Source organism: Rhodococcus sp. 11-3, from assembly GCF_023704055.1.
GTDB classification, from domain to species: Bacteria; Actinomycetota; Actinomycetes; order Mycobacteriales; family Mycobacteriaceae; genus Rhodococcus; species Rhodococcus aetherivorans.
In genome coordinates this window covers 1,124,263-1,140,027 of sequence record NZ_CP080406.1, presented here as the reverse complement: position 1 = coordinate 1,140,027, position 15,765 = coordinate 1,124,263, and the positions used below count along the sequence as shown (strand labels likewise).

Annotated in this window: 10 protein-coding genes and 1 pseudogene; 5 read left to right on the top strand and 6 right to left on the bottom strand. The window is 71.2% G+C overall.

From position 1 onward, the window contains the following. Window positions 1-9: 9 nt before the first annotated feature. From KZJ41_RS05340 to KZJ41_RS05325, 4 genes are all read right to left on the bottom strand, one after another. Entirely contained in the window at window positions 10-294 is a 285-nt protein-coding gene (locus KZJ41_RS05340) for an amidohydrolase family protein (protein ID WP_065923003.1), read from the bottom strand. A 78-nt stretch (window positions 295-372) separates the two neighbouring features. Further along, the gene (locus tag KZJ41_RS05335) at window positions 373-543 is read right to left on the bottom strand and encodes a hypothetical protein (RefSeq protein WP_232334113.1); all 171 of its coding nucleotides are present in this window, start codon (window positions 541-543) and stop codon (window positions 373-375) included. A gap of 32 nt (window positions 544-575) precedes the next feature. Then, window positions 576-1,937, bottom strand: coding sequence for an MFS transporter (locus KZJ41_RS05330; RefSeq protein ID WP_065923004.1), 1,362 nt, complete (start codon window positions 1,935-1,937; stop codon window positions 576-578). Window positions 1,938-2,123: 186 nt separating this feature from the next. Then, window positions 2,124-2,984, bottom strand: a complete 861-nt coding sequence (locus tag KZJ41_RS05325; protein WP_251550344.1) for a LuxR C-terminal-related transcriptional regulator — start codon at window positions 2,982-2,984, stop codon at window positions 2,124-2,126. Window positions 2,985-3,148: 164 nt separating this feature from the next. Here KZJ41_RS05325 and KZJ41_RS05320 point away from each other — a divergent pair, with 164 nt between their 5' ends. The 4 genes and pseudogenes from KZJ41_RS05320 to KZJ41_RS05305 all read left to right on the top strand — a co-directional run bounded on the left by KZJ41_RS05320 (window position 3,149) and on the right by KZJ41_RS05305 (window position 6,606). Then, window positions 3,149-4,771: an AMP-binding protein gene (locus tag KZJ41_RS05320; protein ID WP_251550342.1), complete on the top strand. Its 1,623-nt coding sequence runs from the start codon at window positions 3,149-3,151 to the stop codon at window positions 4,769-4,771. Window positions 4,772-4,817: 46 nt separating this feature from the next. Next, window positions 4,818-5,600, top strand: a complete 783-nt coding sequence (locus KZJ41_RS05315) for an enoyl-CoA hydratase/isomerase family protein (protein WP_065923007.1) — start codon at window positions 4,818-4,820, stop codon at window positions 5,598-5,600. Next, a pseudogene (locus tag KZJ41_RS05310) lies at window positions 5,594-6,150 on the top strand (MBL fold metallo-hydrolase); the annotation flags it as partial. The gene KZJ41_RS05315 and the pseudogene KZJ41_RS05310, both read left to right, overlap by 7 nt. Before the next feature lie 21 nt (window positions 6,151-6,171). Beyond that, the gene (locus tag KZJ41_RS05305) at window positions 6,172-6,606 is read left to right on the top strand and encodes a hypothetical protein (protein ID WP_198163317.1); all 435 of its coding nucleotides are present in this window, start codon (window positions 6,172-6,174) and stop codon (window positions 6,604-6,606) included. 20 nt (window positions 6,607-6,626) lie between these two features. On the opposite strand, the gene KZJ41_RS05300 is transcribed toward KZJ41_RS05305, so the two are convergent. Further along, window positions 6,627-7,259 carry a LysE family translocator gene (locus KZJ41_RS05300; protein WP_306430609.1) on the bottom strand — a complete coding sequence of 211 codons (633 nt, stop codon included), beginning with the start codon at window positions 7,257-7,259 and terminating at the stop codon, window positions 6,627-6,629. 122 nt (window positions 7,260-7,381) lie between these two features. Between KZJ41_RS05300 and KZJ41_RS05295 the strand changes: the two genes are divergently transcribed. Then, the gene (locus KZJ41_RS05295) at window positions 7,382-7,834 is read left to right on the top strand and encodes an Lrp/AsnC family transcriptional regulator (protein ID WP_006931915.1); all 453 of its coding nucleotides are present in this window, start codon (window positions 7,382-7,384) and stop codon (window positions 7,832-7,834) included. Window positions 7,835-7,993: 159 nt separating this feature from the next. Here KZJ41_RS05295 and KZJ41_RS05290 read toward each other — a convergent pair whose 3' ends face one another. Continuing rightward, entirely contained in the window at window positions 7,994-15,736 is a 7,743-nt protein-coding gene (locus tag KZJ41_RS05290; RefSeq protein WP_065923009.1) for a non-ribosomal peptide synthetase, read from the bottom strand. Window positions 15,737-15,765 lie beyond the last annotated feature (29 nt).

Sequence of the window (15,765 nt, the reverse complement as noted above, 5' to 3'; positions counted from 1 at the left end):
CTGCTTCGGTCAGAACGGGAGATTGAATGCGCGAATCGCGTTCTCGCGCAGGAACGCCGTACGGGTCTTCTCGTCGAACTCGAGTTTGTCCAACCCGGACAGGCAGTCGGGTGCCGGCCAGGCGAGGTGGTTGGAACCGAAGAGCACCTTGTGCCGGCCGTGTCCGCGGAGGTAGTCGACGATCTCCGCCGGATAGCGGGAGGTCTTGTATGCGGAGGTGTCGATGTAGACGTTCGGGTACTTCGTGGCCAGTGAAATGGCTTCATGTGTCCATGGCACGCCGATGTGACCCACGATGACCCGGGTGACGTTCGACGATGTCGCCGACCTTGTCGTTGCTGATCAGCGGTCCCGCCGGGGCGTACCGGGCGCTCAACATGCCAGTTCGACGCCCGCTTCGTCCATGCGGTCGAGGGTCCACAACACCGGCGGTTCGGCCTCGGGGATGGTTCCCTTCGACCAGCGGCGCAGGGAGTCCAGGAAGGGCATGTCCAGCCATCGCTGGGTCGGGTGCTGCATCCAGGCATCGATCGTGTCTGTCATCGTTTTCCCTTTCTCGTGTCGGTGGTGTCGGATCAGGCGGTTTCGGGAACGGGGTGGGCCGCTCGGCTGTCCTCGTCGGTTCCGGTCTCTTCCATGTCGCGGTGCCGGGTTTCGGGCAGCATGAGTGCGCAGAACAGACTCAGGAGACCGAAGCCCGCGAGCATCCACCCGACGGCGGCGCTGCCGTACTGGGAGGTGAGGTGCGCGGCCAGCATGGGAGCGGTGCCGCCGCCGATGACCCCGGCGATGGCGTAGGCCATGCCGGCGCCCGTGTAGCGGTACTCGGTGTGGAACATCTCCGGCAGCAGTGCGCCCGCGGGCCCGTAGGAGACGCCCATGATGGCCAGGGTGAGGGCCAGGCCGGCGAGGAACGCGACCGGGGAGCCGGTGTCGAGGAGGGGGAAGAGCACCAGTCCTCCGGGGATGGCCACGAGACAGGAGGCGAGCACCATTTTTCGGCGGCCGATGCGGTCGGAGTGGATGGCGGACAGGATGATCGCGGCACAGAAGACGGCGGCGGCGAGGAGGCCGAGGGAGAGCACTGTGGTGCGGCTCAGGCCGAGGGTGGCAGTGGCGTACGAGGTGAGGTAGGCGGTGCCGATGTAGAAGAACGCGAACATCATCGCCAAGGATCCGGCGGCGAGGAGCAGCTCACGGGGCTGATTCTTGAAGACTCCGAGGAGGGGTCCGGCGCCGGCGCGGCGGGCCTGGGTGGATCGCCGGGCGAACATCGGTGTTTCCTCGACCGCGAGCCGGACGTAGAGGCCGATCAGCACGAGGAGGGCACTGGCGATGAAGGGGATTCGCCAGCCGTAGTCGAGGAACGCCTGCGAGGTCTCGCCGACGAAGAGGTTGACCGCCAGGAAGGTGCCGTTGGACAACGCGAAGGCCAGTGACGGTCCCAGCTGTGGGAATACCGCGTACAGGCCCCGTTTGTCGGTGGGGGCGTATTCGGTGGCCAGCAGGGTCGCCCCGGCCCATTCACCGCCGACGGCGAGGCCTTGCGTGATCCGCAGTGCGATCAGCGCGAGCGGTGCGGCTACGCCGATCGTGGCGGCGCCGGGGAGCAGTCCGATGAGCACGGTGCTGATACCCATCAGCAGCAGGGTGCTGACCAGCGTTTTCTTGCGGCCGATCCGGTCGCCGAAGTGGCCGAAGATCGCGGCTCCGAGGGGGCGGGCGACGAACGCGACGGCGAAGGTGGCGAAGGAGGCGACGGTGCCGGCGGCGGTACCGAGGGCGGGGAAGAAGACCTTCGGGAAGACCAGCGCTGCCGCGGTGCCATAGATGAAGAAGTCGTAGAACTCGATGGTGGTGCCGGTGCAGCTTGCAATGGCGACGCGGCGCATCGGGGTGGTCGGTGGGCTCGTCACCGTGTCGACGGTTCGGGACATCGTGATCTCCTGCTCGGTGGGCCCGTCCGGCTGGCGGAGGGGCTGGGGTACGACGAGCAGTGTGAGCGCCGTTACACCGACCGCTACACCCCCCAAAGTGGGTTGTGTTGCCGGGTAGCTGCTTTCGTGGGTACGTCGTGGGCAGGGAATGTCCGCTGGAGGTGCGGGGCTGCGGGCGGAGAGGGGTCAGCGGATGAGGCCGCGCTCGCGGGCGGCGAGGATCGCCTGCACGCGGTTGCTCGCGTGCAGCTTGCGCATGGCGCTCTTGAGGTAGGACTTGACCGTGTTGGGCAACAGGCCGAGGGTCTCGGCGATCTCCCGGTTGCTCAGACCCGGCGCAACGTGTTCGAGCACGTCGATCTCGCGGGGCCGCAGCACAGTGGGTGGTTCCTGCGATGCAGCCGGCGTCAGCACGGGCGCGAACCGGTTCCCGACCGCCTCGATCCGGGCACGCAGGACGTCGTCCTCGATCTGCCCGGCCAGGTCCGCCAGTTCCTGAGCGATGTCGTGCAGGTCGGCGCGGCTGAGCGCCGGCCGGTCGGCCTGGATATCGGTCCGCATCAAGCTGAGACGCCGCCCTACCTCGTCCTCGACGGCGATGTCGCGCTCGAGTCGCCGGACGAGTGGGGTGAAGCTGTCGAACCAGCGGTCGCCCAGGCGCACGTGGGTACGGGCCGCCAGGTAGATGAGGATGCGAGGTATCCGGTCGACGATGATCGGTAAGGCGGCCAGGGTTTCGATCGCCTCCGGGCGCACGGCGTGGTCGTACACGTGGGTGATGCCCTGGGCCGAGAAGTAGTCGGCCACCGAGACCGGGCGGGCGAGCATCAGCGCCTTTCCGCCGAGTCCCTCACCGTTGCGGACCACCAGGTTCACCGCCGAGCGGGTGCGGACGCCGGTCAGGTCGGTGATCTCCATCGCCACGGCGCCGTGCTGCACCGGCCCGCCGAACACCATGTCCATTCCGGCGTGCTTGCGGAGAGTCTCCAGCGAGCGCGCGAGGATGCGCCGTTCGACCGGCGTACCTGATTCGAATGACGTGATCATGTGGGCCTCCAACTACGCATCTGCCATTGAAGCTAGTGAGTGCCGTCACACCGTGGCAACGTCGTACCCCCGAAGGTGGGTGCCGGGCCGCCGGACCTACCTTCGGGGGTCCCGCACCGGTCCTCTCCCAGGCCATATTCCTCCTCGAGAACGGAGGAACACACATGAACACCAGGTTGAGCCACACCGTCGGTCCGGCCGAGCAGCCACTGCTCGAGATGACGATCGGTGACAACTTCGACCGGACCGTCGCGAGGTTTCCCGACCGCGAGGCTCTGGTCGACGTACCTACCGGGCGGCGGTGGACGTACGCCGACCTTCGGGCCGACGTCGACGCTCTGGCACGAGCGCTGCTCGAGGAGGGAATCACCCTCGGTGACCGGGTCGGGATCTGGGCCCCGAACTGCGCCGAATGGACGATCGTGCAGTTCGCCACGGCGAAGGTCGGCGCGATCCTCGTGACCGTCAACCCCGCCTATCGCGCCCACGAACTCGAGTACGTCCTCACCCAGTCGGGAATCCGGCTGATGTTCGCGGTCCCGTCGTTCAAGACTTCGGACTACGCGGCGATGATCGTGCAGGTCTCGCCCCGGTGCCGGAGTCTCGAGAAGGTGGTCCACCTGGGCGGCGAGGAGTGGGCGGCGCTGCTGCGCCGGGGCGCTCAGGCCTCGCCGGACCGGCTCGCCGAGGTGCAGGACGGGTTGACCCCCGACGATCCGATCAACATCCAGTACACCTCGGGGACCACCGGTTTTCCCAAGGGCGCGACCCTCTCCCACCGCAACATCCTCAACAACGGGTTCTTCGTCGGTGAACTCCTCGGCTATACCGAACAGGACCGGATCTGCGTGCCGGTGCCGTTCTACCACTGCTTCGGCATGGTCATGGGGAACCTCGGGGCCAGCACGCACGGCGCGTGTGTCGTCATCCCGGCCCCGGCGTTCGACCCGGTGGCGACGCTGCGCGCGTGTGCCGAGGAGCGATGCACGTCCCTGTACGGGGTGCCGACGATGTTCATCAGCCTGCTCGATGCCCCGGGCTTCGACTCCTACGACCTGTCCTCGATCCGCACCGGGGCGATGGCCGGTTCGCCGTGCCCGGTGGAAGTGATGAAGCAGGTCACCCAATGGGCCCCCGAGATGGCCATCGCCTACGGGATGACCGAGACGTCCCCCGCCTCCGCCCAGACCAGGGCGAACGACTCCCTGGACCGACGGGTCTCCACCGTCGGGCGGGCCCACCCGCACGTGGAACTCGAGATCGTCGACCCGGCAACCGGTGAGACCGTGCCCTCCGGGCAACCCGGGGAGCTGTGCGTCCGGGGCTACTCGGTGATGCTCGGCTACTGGAACCAGCCCGACAAGACCGCCGAGACGGTCGATGCCGACGGCTGGATCCACACCGGTGACCTGGCGGTGATGGACGAAGCGGGCTTCGTCGCCATCACCGGGCGGATCAAGGACATGGTGATCCGCGGCGGCGAGAACATCCACCCGCGGGAGATCGAAGAGTTCTTCTACACCCATCCGGACGTTCTCGACGCCCAGGTGATCGGGGTGCCCGACGCCAAGTACGGCGAGGAGCTGATGGTGTGGCTGCGGCTGCGTGACGGTGCCGCACCTTGGGACGCGGCGGCGCTCCGCGAATTCTGCAGAGGCCGGCTCGCGCACTACAAGATCCCCCGGTACGTGCACTGCGTCGACCAGTTCCCCATGACCGTGACCGGGAAGATCCGCAAGGTGGAAATGCGAGAACACGCCATCGACATGCTCGGGCTCGAAGCCTGAAACCCACACCACGAGACACACTCACCTTCGATACGGAGGAACCGACATGAGCTGGACCATCGAACGCCGCGGACGCGTCGCCGTCGTGACGATGAACACCAATCCGGTCAACGCACAGAACCGCGCCTTCTTCGCAGACCTGCACGAGGCGTTCGATCGACTCGAACGCGACCACCCACAGTCCCCGGTCGTGCTGACCGGCACCGGCACCCGGTTCTCGGCCGGACTCGATCTCGCCGAGCACTTTCCGCTCTTCGCCGGGGACGAGGCAGAGGTCGCGTCGTGGTTCCAGGACTACCGGGCGACGAACATGCGGTTGTTCACCTATCCACGGCCGACGGTGGCCGCGGTGAACGGGCACGCATTCGCCGGGGGCCTGATCACCGCCGCCGTGTGTGACCGCCGGGTCGCCGTCCCCGACGGGGCCCGGTTCGGGATCAACGAGGTGCCGATCGGCATCCCGATGCCCGCGGTATATCTGCGGATGCTGGCCTACGCCTGGGGTGAACCGGTGGCCTCGCGAACCTGTTTGCAGGGCGAGATCTTCACCTCGGCCGAGGCGCACGCCATGGGCATCGTGCACGAGCTGGTACCGGCGGAGGAACTGCTCGGCCGCGCCGTCGCCATCGCCGAACTGACCCCCGAAGACTGCATCGAGAACTACGCCTACACCAAGCGCGCCCTGCAGGCCCCCGCCCTGCGCGACATCGCGGACCTGTGCGACCCGCTCGACCGCAAGGAGCTGGCCGCCGGCATGACGAGCGAGCCGTCCCGGCGCGCCCACCGTCGGTACTGGGAACAGCTCAAGGGCCGCCCCGCGGGATGGTGACCAGGGTGGACGGCGGCGCGGACGAGCAGTTGCCCGCCTGGGTGATCTGGCGGCAGCGGCCGTTTCCCGATACCAACCTGCTTCTGCTCGACGGGCGGGAAGCGGCGCTCGTCGACAGCGGTTTCGTCGGCCATGCGCAGCAGACAGCCGAATGGGTGCACGCGCACAGCGACAATCTCACCCGGGTCGTGAACACGCACTGGCACGCCGACCACGTCGGCGGCAACGCGCTACCGCAGGCGAGGGGTGCCGGTATTGCGGCCGGCGCCCCGGACGCCGACGCCGTCGCCCGACGCGACCCGGGCTGCTGTCTCGCCGAATACCTCGACCAGCCGGTCGCCCCGTACACCGTCGACGAACCGCTCGACGACGGGCAGGTGCTCCGGCTCGGCGACACCGACTGGGAGGTGTCCGCACCCCGGGCCACACACCCGGCCACCTGGCGCTGTGGCAGCCCGAGGAGCGACTACTGGTGGTCGGAGACGCGCTGTCCGACTACGACGTCGGCTGGGTCGACAGTGCCCTCGACGGCCCTGACGCGGCCCGCACGGCCCTGCAATCGCTGCACCGGTTGACCGACCTTCGGCCACGGGTGCTGCTGCCCGCGCACGGACCGATTCCCGCCGACACCGACGGAGCACTGGCCAGTGCACGGCGTCGCGGCCAGCGTCACGTCGACGACCCGGACGGCGCGGTGCGGTACGGCGCACGTCGAATTTTCGTCTTCGCGTTGATGATTCGAGGCGGCATTCCCGCCGACGAGGTCGAGCCCTACCTGCATGCACGCGCCTGGCTGACCGACGCCGCACGGTTGTTGTGCCTCACACCCGAGGCGCTCGCCGCCGAACTGGTCGAGACGATGATCCGCGGCGGCGCCGTCGTCGCGCGGAACAATCGACTACATGCCGCCGCCGAACACATCCCGGTCACGCCGGGAACGCTGCAGGTGCCGTTTCCCCGGAAATGGTCGGCGTCGCGCGCACGCGCCGTTCCGGACCGCACGTGAACGCGTGCTGTCGCCGAGTCCTATCCGACCACCCGCTGGATCAGCAGTACCGCACCGATTCCGATCATCGCGGCACCGGAAATCCAGGTCACCACCCGCGCCGCGGCGGGGCGGGTGCGCAGCACCACCCGCGCCCCCGTCCCCACCCCCGTGTAGACCACCGCGCAGCTGACCGTGTGCACCACACCCAGCAGCACGATCTGCACCGCGAGGGGCCACCGCGCGTCCGTGTCGGTGAACTGTGGCAGCAGCGCCAGGAACAGCAGAAGCACCTTCGGATTCAGCCCGCTGGTCCCCATACCCTTGACCGCCTGCCGCACCCACGATTCCGGCGCCTGCTCCGCCCCGGCCTGCGGCAGAGCCGAGGGCTTGACGAGCATCGCGATCCCCAGCCACACCAGGTACGCCGCCCCGACCGCCGTCAACGCGGTCAGCACCAACGGCGAACGGGCCACCAGCGCCGCGACGCCGGTCGCCACCACCGCGGTCATTGCCAGATGCCCCGACAACATCCCACCGACCGCGGGCACCACGGTGCGGTGCCGCAGCCCCGCCGCGATCGCGTACGCCCAATCCGCCCCCGGCGTCAGCACGAACAGAAACGACACCGCCCAGAACGCAGCAACGGTACCGCCCGCCATGACCTCACTCATCCTTCACACTCTCGGACCGCCAGGACGCCTGGCGGTTCCCGATAGAGAGATTAGGGAGATCGACCTGGAATTCGTTCCCATAGTTTTCACAAGAACCGTGTAATTGGGGGAAAATCTTCCACATGGACAACGTCGACAAAAAGATCCTTGCCGAGCTCCAACAAGACGGGCGGCTCACCGTCACCGAACTCGCCGATCGGGTCCAACTCAGCATCTCGCCCTGCCACCGCCGCCTACGCGCGCTGGAGAGCTCCGGCGCGATCACCGGCTACCGCGCCCAGCTCGACGCCGGCGCCCTGGGCCTGACGTTCGAGGCGCTCGTCTTCGTCACCATGCGCACCGTCGACCGCGACACCCTCGAGGCATTCGAACCGGCCGTCGCCGCCATACCCCATGTCCTGCAAGCGCAACGACTGTTCGGCGACCCCGACTACCTCCTGCGGGTGATCACCCGCGACCTGCCCGCCTTCCAGAAGCTCTACGACGAATCCCTCGCCACCCTCCCCGGCGTCGGGCGCCTCAGCTCCACTCTCGTCATGAAAAGCGTGGTAGACAACCGTCCCCTGCCCCTGTAGGACCCCGACCACTGCTCCGTGGCCTACGCGGTCCGGAGCGTACCGACGCCCCAGGAAGGACGGTGTCCTGTCCGTCCCGATCGAAGAACACGTCGTTACTCCGCTGTCGACGGTCCGCATCGATGATGCGGCGCACCTCCGGGCCCAGCGCCGAGGCACTCACCCGAATTCCAGTGCGAAATCGTCGATTTCGGACTGGTCGAGGTCGCTCAGCGTCAGATCGGAGGGAGTGAAGCCACCGGCGTCGTCGCGCGCGGCGTGGTCGGCGAGCGCACACAGCGCCGCGACCCAGCCGTGCGCCAACTCGGCGACGACGGACGCCGGCACGACCCCGGTGGCGTAACCCCACGTCGCGCGGAGCACCGGTCCGGCCGGCGTCTCCTCGGTGACGGCGCCGACCTCGATCGCGTGGCTCACCGGCATCGCCTCGTCGGTGGTGCCGCCGAGCACGCCGGCCTCCGGAGCGGCCGTCCACGGTCCGCCGTCCCCCTCGCCGAGGGTCAGCCGGCCGAGATAGTTGAACCCGATCTCCGGTGCCGGTGCGGCCCCGAGTTCGGTCCCGGACTCGGGATCGAGATGGCGGAGCATGCCGAACCCGATTCCGTTGTCCGGGATCTCCCGCAACTGCTCCTTGACGAGCTTGAGCGCCACCCCGGCGCAGTCGCCGCCGGCGAACGCCTCGGCGAGATCCACCCCGGAGACGTCGAGGCGGACCGGATACAGGCTGGTGAACCAGCCGACGGTGCGGGACAGGTCGGCGCCGGGCACCACCTGCTCCTCGCGTCCGTGCCCCTCCCGGTCCACCGGGACCGCCCCACCGCCGCACACCCGGCCCACCGTCAGCGCCAGCGCGGTGAGCAGCACGTCGTCGACGCCGGCGCGGAAGCGCTCCGGCACCGTCGTCAGCAGCGCCTCGGTCACCGACGCCGGGACCTGCACCTGCACCCGCGAGACCGTCGCCATCGTGTCGCGCGCGGGATCCACCCGCCGCCCCGCGATCCGCACGCATCCGGCCGGTTCGAGGGCGCGGCGCCACAACCCCAGTTCGCCGCGCCGCGCCGGAACCTGGTCGAGCAGCCCCCGCGCCCAGGTCCGCAGCGGCGTTCCCCCGCCGGCCGGTTCGGTGCCCTCGCACGCGACGGCCAGGTCCGGGACCAGGATCCGCCACGAGACCCCGTCGATCACCAGATGATGCACCACCACCAGGATCCGGCCCGGACGCCCTGGGCCGGCGTCGAAGAAGACCACCCGCATCATGTCACCGGTCTCGGGATCCAGGGCGGCACAGGCGACGTCGGTCTCCTCGGACAGCACCGTCGAGCGGGACCGCTCGTCGAGTCCCCGGACGTCCACCCGCGTGACGAGCGTGGCCGGATCGACGGTGTCCGCGGCACGGACGTCGAATGTCCTTGCCGCCGGATCGAACACGGCACGCAAGGCGTCGTGCACCGCGAGCACCCGGCCCACCGCCGCGACCAGGGTGCCGAGGTCGACCCCGACGGGCGCGTGCAGGAGGCGGGACTGGGCGAATCCCCGGTAGGGGCCGCCGCGGTCGAGGAGGTCGTGCACGATCGGGGTCGCCGGGACGAGACCCAGGGCGGCGGTGCGTTCCGTCTCGTCCGGTGCCGTGTCGACCTGCACGATGCGGGCCAGGCCCGCCGGGGTGCGGTGCTCGAAGACGTCGCGGGCGGCGAAGCGCAGTCCCGCCGCCCGGGCTCTCGACACGAGCTGGATCGAGACGATGGAATCACCGCCGAGGGAGAAGAAGTCGTCGTCGGGTCCGATCGTGTCCAGGCGCAGCACCTCCGCCACCACCGCGCACAGGCGCCGCTCGAGGTCGTTCGCCGGGGCCCGGGACGCCCCGGCGGGCGCGAAGACCGGGGCGGGCAGCGCCCGCCGGTCGACCTTACCGTTGGGGGTGACCGGGAACTCGTCGAGCACCACGATCGCGGCCGGCACCATGTGCTCGGGCAGACTACGGGACACGTGCTGCCGCACCACTTCCGGATCTGCTCCGGCGCCGGTGACGTAGCCGACGAGCCGGCGGCGGCCCGGCTCGTCCTCCCGGGCCACGACCACGCAGCCCGCGACCGCCGGGTGCGCCGACAACGCGGCCTCGATCTCGCCGAGCTCGATGCGGAACCCGCGGATCTTGACCTGATCGTCGCTGCGGCCGAGGTACTCGAGCACCGGACGGTCGCCGCCCGCGTCGATCCACCGCACCCGATCTCCGGTGCGGTAGAGCCGGGCGCCCGCAGCGCCGAACGGATCGGCCACGTAGCGGGCCGCACTCGGCCCGGGGCGGTTCAGGTAGCCGCGGGTTACGCCGGGCCCGCCGACGTACAGCTCTCCGGCCACGCCCGCCGCGACGAGGCGCAGACGGTCGTCGAGCACGTACACCCGGGCGCCGTCGATCGGCGCCCCGATGTGCGGGCGCGCCCCGCGGATCTCGGCGACCGTGGCGTCGACCGTGCATTCGGTGGGGCCGTACATGTTCAGCGCCCGTACCCCGTCGAACGCGCCGAGCGCCGACCACAGGTCCGCGGACACGGCCTCGCCGCCGACGGCGAGCAGGCTGGGACGGTGCGGCGCCGCGGGCTCGCACAGGCCGGCGGCGAGCAGTTCGGTCATGAGCAGCGGTACGCAGTCGACGGCGTCGATGCGGTGGGTGCGCACGTAGGCGACGGTGGCGGCGGCGTCGGCGAGCAGGTCGGCGTCCGGCAGGTACAGGGTGTGCCCGGCGAGCATGGACAGCAGCGGGTCGATCGAGGAGTCGAACGACAGCGCGTAGGTCAGCAGCACCCTCAGCGGCCGGTCCTCCGCGCGGCCGACGGTCCGGCGCCGCTGGGTCGCGACCAGGTTCACGACGCCGCGGTGCGGCACCACGACGCCCTTGGGGAGCCCGGTCGAGCCGGAGGTGTAGACGACGTAGGCGGCCCCGTCGCCGGAGACTGCGCCGAGATGCTCGCCCGGCTCGAGCGGGGTGTCCGGGAGCGTGGGGTCCACCGCGGCGAGCGCGGCCTCGTCGAGGACGAGGACGGGCCTCGAGTCGGCGAGCATGTGTTCGATGCGCTCGGCCGGGTACCCGGGATCGATCGGGACGTAGGCGCCGCCGGCCTGCCACACCGCGAGGGCCGCGACGATCGCGTCGGTGCCGCGCGGCAGCATCAGCCCGACCACCGTCTCGGGTCCCACGCCGCGGCGGATCAGGTGCCGCGCGAGCCGACTGGTACGGGCGTGCAGTTCCCCGAAGGTGAGCGTCCCGGTGGCAGTGACCAGCGCGGTCGCGGTCGGGGTGCGCCGCCCCTGGCGGGTGAACAGCTCACCCAGGGTATCCACGCCGACGTCTTCGACGTCGTCCATACATACGTACGGGCTGCCGGAGCAGAGACGGTCGCGCTCGTCGTCGGCGAGCAGGTCGAGCGCGGACAGCCGGGTCCGCGGATCCCTCGCGAGCGCCGCGAAGGCGCGCACCACGCGGGCGGAGAGCGCATCGGCGGTGGCCGCGTCGAACAGGTCCCGCGCGTACTCCACCCGCACTCGCAGGCCGACGCCCGCGTCCTCGACCACGTCGAAGGTCAGGTCGAACAGGGCGGCGCCGGTGTCGACGGTGGACACCCGCGGTTCCAGGCCGGCGAAGGCGTCGACGACCGGCGGGGTGCGGTGCTGCACGAGCACCTGGAACAGCGGGTGCCGGCCGGCGCTGCGGGAGGGGTTCAGGGCCTCGACCAGCCGGTCGAACGGCAGGTCCTGGTTCGCGTAGGCGTCGAGGTCGGTGCTGCGGATCCGGGCGAGCAGTTCGGCGAGCGCGGGATCGCCGGACAGGTCCGTCCGCAGAACCACCATGTTGACGAAGAACCCGACGAGGTCGTCCAGTTCGGCGGCGGGGCGGCCTGCGGTGGGCGAGCCGATCGGGATGTCCTCCCCCGCGCCGCTGCGCGCGAGTGCGACGGCGACCGCGGTGTGCACGAGCATGAACATCGTGGCGCCCGCACCGCGCGCGACGGCCCGCAGCGCATCGGCCACGTGCGGCGGTACCAGCCGTTCGACCGTGCCGCCCGCGAACGTGGCCGTCGCGCCGCGGGGCCGGTCGGTGGGCAGGTCGAGTTCCTCCGGCATCCCGTCGAGCCGGGCGCGCCAGTAGTCGAGCTGGCGGGCGGCGAGTCCGTCGCCGTCGCCGAGGATCTCGCGGTGCCACACCGCGAAGTCGGCGTACTGCACCGGCAGCGGCGCCGGCGTCCAGGAACTCCCGGCGGCCGCGGCGGCGTAGGCCGCGCCGAGCTCGCGCAGCAGGATCGGGGCGGACAACTCGTCGGCGGCGACGTGGTGCACGAGCACCAGCAGCACGGCCTCCGCGGATCCGCCCTCGAAAAGCATCACCTTGATCGGGATCTCGCGTTCGAGGTCGAACACGTGCCGCGCCGCGGCCGCCACCGCCGCGTCCAGGTCGGCCCCCTCGACGGTGCGGGCGGTGAACGGCACGCCGGGTGCGGCGAGCACGCGCTGCATGCCGACGCCGTCGTGGTCCTCGAGCACGGTGCGCAGGACCTCGTGCCGGTCCAGCACCGCGCGCACCGCTTCGTGCAGCGCCGCCGGATCGGGGACGCCGCGCAGGCGCAGCGTCAGCGGGACGTTGTAGGTCGGGCTCGGGCCCTCGAGCCGGAACTGGAACCACAGCCGCTGCTGCCCCGCCGACAGCGGTGCACGGTCGCCGCGTTCGACCGGACGCAGCGGGATCCGCAGGGCCGCGGCACCGTCGGGGCACTGCGCGGCGAGCCCCTCGACGGTCGGGTGGTCGAAGACGGTGCGGATCGGCAGTTCCACGCCGAGCGCGTCGCGGACCTTCGCGATCAGCTTGGCCGCCGCGAGGGAGTGACCGCCGAGGAGGAAGAAGTCGTCGTCGACGCCGACGGTGTCGAGGCCCAGGACGTCCGCGAACACCGCGCACAGCACGCGTTCGCGTTCGGTGGCGGCCGCGCGGCCGCCGACGAGGGCCCCGAAGTCCGGTTCCGGCAGCGACGTGCGGTCCACCTTCCCGTTGGAGGTGAGCGACAGCGCGTCGAGGAACACGAACGCCGACGGCACCATGTGCGCCGGCAGCCGCCGCGCCACGAGCTCGCGGGCCGTCGCGGGGTCACCGTCGCCGCCCACCAGGTAGGCGACGAGCCGCGCGGTGCCGGTCGCGTCGGGACGCGCCACGGCGACGGCCCGCGCGACGCCGGGCAGCTCCTGCAGCGCCGCCTCGACCTCGCCGAGTTCGACGCGGAAGCCACGGATCTTGACCTGGTCGTCCCGGCGGCCGCGGTAGACGAGGTGGCCGTCCGCGGTCCACCGCACCACGTCGCCGGTGCGGTACATGCGGCTTTCGCTGTCGCCGAACGGGTTCGCCACGAACCGCGCCGCGGTCGCGCCGGGCGCGCCGAGGTAGCCTCGCACCACGCCGGGGCCGGCGACGTACAGTTCTCCGTCCACGCCCTCCGGGACCGGGTTCAGCGCGGCGTCGAGCACGTAGGCGCGCAGGTTCGCCACCGGCCGGCCGATCACGGGTTCCGCCGCGTCCCCCACCTCGGCGACGAGGACGTCGACGGTGCCCTCCGTGGGGCCGTAGAAGTTGAACGCGGCGCCGTCGCGCTCACGCAGACGCCGCCACAGGGCGTCGGTGACGGCGTCGCCGCCGAAGCCGAGCGTCGGCACGGTACCGGCGGGCAGCAGGTCGGCCTCGACGATCTGCTCGAGTTGCGCGGGCGACAGTTCGACGAAGTGCCAGCCCTCGCTGCCGGCGAGTTCGGCGAGCCGGTGCGGGTCCCGCTGGGTGGCCTCGTCGACGATGCGCAGCTCGTGTCCGTCGAGCAGCCACAGGTGCGGGCCCCACGAGGCGTCGAACGCGAACGACCAGGCGTGCCCGACCCGCAGGCGGTCGCGGCCGGCCTCGGCGCGGGCACGGGAGAAGACGCGCTCGCGGTGGCTGTGGAACAGGTTGACGGCGCCGCGGTGCGGGACCTCCACGCCCTTGGGCCGGCCGGTCGAACCGGAGGTGTGGATGACGTAGGCGACGTCGAGCTCGTGCAGCGGGCGGCCGCGTTCCGCGCGGGTCAGCGGCTCGGGGTCGTAGCCGGACAGGTCCAGCCCGTCGAGGTTCACCGGATCGGGTAGGCCTGCGGTGCAGGAGATCTCGGCGATACGTGCGGCGCCGTCGCCGCCGGTGAGCACGACACCGGGTGCGGTCTCGGCGAGCACGTGGGCGAGCCGCTCGGCGGGATGGTCGGGGTCCAGCGGAACGCACGTGGCGCCGGCCTCGAGGACGGCGAACAGCGCAACCAGCGTGTCGGCGCGGCGCGGCAGCGCGACGGCGACGCGCCGCTGTGGGCCGAGCCCGAGGCTCAGGAGGTGACGGGCGAGGCGGCGCGAGCGCGCGGCCAGTTCACCGAAGGTCAGGGCGGTGGCGGCATCGCGCACCGCGGGTGCGTCCGGGTCACGGGCCACCTGCGCGGCCAGCAGGTCCGGCAGCGTGAGGTCCGTCGGCACCGGCAGGTCGTCGCCGCTGCGCTCGACGAGGAGGCGGCGGCGCTCGCCGGCGCCGAGGATCTGCAGCCGGGCCAGCGGCCGGTGCGGATCGGCGAGCGCGACGACCTGGGTGAGGAGCAGTTCGAGACGGCGTGCGTGCCGCGCGAGGTCGTCGGCGGTGTAGGCGTCGGCATCCGCGTCCACCCAGACTTCGAGGCCGCCGGTGTGGTCGAGCGGCCGCACGGTCACCATGAAGTCCTGCAGCGGGCCCCGGGCCACGGAGTGCACCGCGGCGTGCAGGTCCGCGAAGCGCAGCCGGTCGCCGAACGGTTTGACGTTGACGGACGGCCCCACGACGCCCCGGGAGCCCGCGGGCAGGCGCAGGTCGTTCTGGATGTCCTCCCCGCGGTAGCGGTGGTGCGGGCGGCAGTCCGCCACGGCGGCACGCACCTCGGCGACGAGATCGGCGAGGGTGCGGGCGGGTTCGGGACGCAGGCGCAGCGGCACGACGTTGACCGCGGACATCGGCACGGTCGTCGCGGCGCTGCCGAGCCGGTTCATCACCGGGAATCCCACGATCACGTCGCCGCGTCCCGTCGCGGCGCGCAGGAACGCGGCGACGGCGGCGGTGACGACGTCGCCCCAGCTCGCGCCGGTGGCCTTGCCGATCCGCGAGAGCCCTTGCTGCTGTTCGGCGGTCAGGGTCAGGCGCACGCCGCGGCAGCGGACGGCGATGCCGCCGGGACCGTCGGCGAGGGTCACGGCGTCCTCGGCGCCGTCGAGGTAGCCGGCCCAGAAGTCCCGGTCGGCGGCGAAGTCCGCGGACGCACGGTAGGCGGCTTCCTCGGCGACGACGGGGGCGAGTGGGGCGAACCTGGCCGGTGGGACCGGCAGCCCGAGCACGTCGGCGGTGTAGCGCTCGGCGATGCGCCGGGTGAGCAGGCCGAAGCCGTAGGCATCGATCACCAGGTGGTGGATGCACAGGTAGAGGACGGCGTGCCGGTCGCCGAGGCGGAGCACGGCGACGCGCAGGCACGGCTCGCGGGCGGGATCCAGCACGCGCGTGTGGTCGCCGGCCATCCAGCGCCGGGCGGCCGCCTCCGGCTCGGGCTCGCGGCGCAGATCGACGACGGCGGGCTCCGGCGCCTCGTGCGCGCCGGGACGGATGAGGACCGATCCGTCGGCCTCCACGGCGAAGGCCGCGGTGAGCACCTCGGCTTCGGCGACGGCCTCCCGGACCGCCCGCGTCACCGCGGCGACGTCGACGTCGCCGCGGAGTTCGACGCATTCCGCGGTGTTGAAGACGGGGTTCGCGGGGTCGAGCTGCTGGGCGAACCATACGCCGGACTGGGCCCGCGTCAGCGGAAATGCCGAGGTCGACGGGCCGGACGTGGGCACGATCGATCCCCTTTCTACGGTCGAATTCG